This window comes from Streptomyces sp. NPDC006510 (assembly GCF_040611955.1).
In the GTDB taxonomy this organism is placed as follows: domain Bacteria; phylum Actinomycetota; class Actinomycetes; order Streptomycetales; family Streptomycetaceae; genus Streptomyces.
Window position 1 is genome coordinate 12,852 of sequence record NZ_JBEXPH010000194.1, and the last position, 1,776, is coordinate 14,627.

Below are 1,776 nucleotides of genomic sequence, written 5' to 3' on the forward strand. Positions count from 1 at the left end.
GCGCCCGTCCCTCAGCCCCTGCGCTGCATCAGCCAGCCGAAGTCGCCGAGTCCGCCCCTGGCCCTGGCGTCGGCCGACCCGGCCGGCTACGTACGGGCGCTCGCCTCGGCCGGCGAGGCGGCGGAGCTGACGGCCCGGGGCGGACTCGGCGACTTCGGCTGGCTGATGCAGCGCAGGGGCTGAGGGACGGGCGCCCGAGGCCCTGGGCTCGGAACCCCGGCGCGTTCACGCGATACTGGCCGCATGACGGAGACGACGGTCGGCATCGGCGGCGCGGCGGAGAGCACCGACATGGTGCTCAACATCGGCCCCCAGCACCCCTCCACCCACGGCGTGCTCCGACTGCGCATCGTCCTGGACGGCGAGCGCATCCAGCACGCCGAGCCGGTCATCGGCTACATGCACCGCGGCGCGGAGAAGCTGTTCGAGGCCCGCGACTACCGGCAGATCGTGATGCTCGCCAACCGCCACGACTGGCTGTCGGCGTTCTCCAACGAGCTGGGCGTCGTGATGGCCGTGGAGCGCATGCTCGGCATGGAGGTCCCGGAGCGCGCGGTCTGGACCCGCACCCTGCTCGCCGAGCTGAACCGGGTGCTGAACCATCTGATGTTCCTCGGTTCGTACCCGCTCGAACTCGGCGGGATCACCCCGGTGTTCTACGCCTTCCGCGAGCGCGAGGAGCTCCAGGCCGTGATGGAGGAGGTCTCCGGCGGCCGGATGCACTACATGTTCAACCGCGTCGGCGGCCTCAAGGAGGACCTCCCGGCCGGGTGGCTCGGCCGTGCCCGGGACGCCGTCGCCTCGGTCCGGTCCCGGATGGACGTCTACGACGACCTGGTGCTCGGCAACGAGATCTTCCGGGGCCGCACCCGCGGCGTGGGCGTGCTCTCCGCCGGGACCGTGCACGCGTACGGGGTGTCCGGGCCGATCGCTCGCGCCTCGGGCGTCGACTTCGATCTGCGGCGCGACGAGCCGTATCTCGCGTACGGGGAGCTCCAGGACACCCTGAAGGTGGTCACCCGCACCGAGGGCGACTGCCTGGCCCGCTTCGAGTGCCTGCTGGAACAGACGCACAACTCCCTGGACCTCGCGGACGCGTGTCTGGACCGGATGGCCGCCCTGGCTCCCGGCCCGATCAACCAGCGGCTGCCCAAGGTGCTGAAGGCCCCCGAGGGCCACACCTACGCCTGGACCGAGAACCCGCTCGGCGTCAATGGCTACTACCTGGTGTCCAAGGGCGAGAAGACCCCGTACCGGCTGAAGCTCCGCTCCGCCTCGTACAACAACATCCAGGCGCTCACCGAGCTGCTGCCGGGCACGCTGGTCGCCGACATGGTGGCGATCCTGGGTTCGCTCTTCTTCGTCGTCGGCGACATCGACAAGTAGGCGATCTCGTAAACAGGTAGCGGCCGCTGCCCCGGGGCCCGGGGCAGCGGCCGTTACCTGTATCCGTTCACGAGATCGCGCTGCGCAGCTCCGCCACGTCGAGCCGCTCGGTCTCGTCGTGTGCGGTCAGGTCGATGACCTCGCCGACGACCCGGTTCTCGGCCGTGCCCGTACGGTGCGCGGCCAGCGCCTCCTCGCCCACCACGTCGGCGAGGTCCTCGTTCTGCACGGACTCGATCGCGGCGCGGGCCGCCTTCTGCGTACCGAAGAAGTCGAAGCTGCCCTGCGGCACCAGCTGGCGGCGGGACGCCGTGTACGGGGCGACGGCGGTGGCGGCGGGTGCGGTGCGCGCCGGGGGCAGCGCGGCGGACGGCCGGGTCGCGGGCAGGG

1 protein-coding gene and 2 pseudogenes are annotated in these 1,776 nt (G+C 71.6%); 2 read left to right on the plus strand and 1 reads right to left on the minus strand.

What is annotated here, in order from left to right; translation table 11 throughout:
* A pseudogene (locus ABZY11_RS36290) lies at positions 1-183 on the plus strand (hypothetical protein); the annotation flags it as partial.
* A gap of 60 nt (positions 184-243) precedes the next feature.
* Complete coding sequence (locus ABZY11_RS36295; RefSeq protein WP_356483251.1) at positions 244-1,386, plus strand: NADH-quinone oxidoreductase subunit D; 1,143 nt, start codon at positions 244-246, stop codon at positions 1,384-1,386.
* Between the two features lie 67 nt (positions 1,387-1,453).
* Here the strand turns inward: ABZY11_RS36295 and ABZY11_RS36300 are convergent.
* Positions 1,454-1,776 (minus strand): annotated as a pseudogene (locus ABZY11_RS36300) (hypothetical protein); the annotation flags it as partial.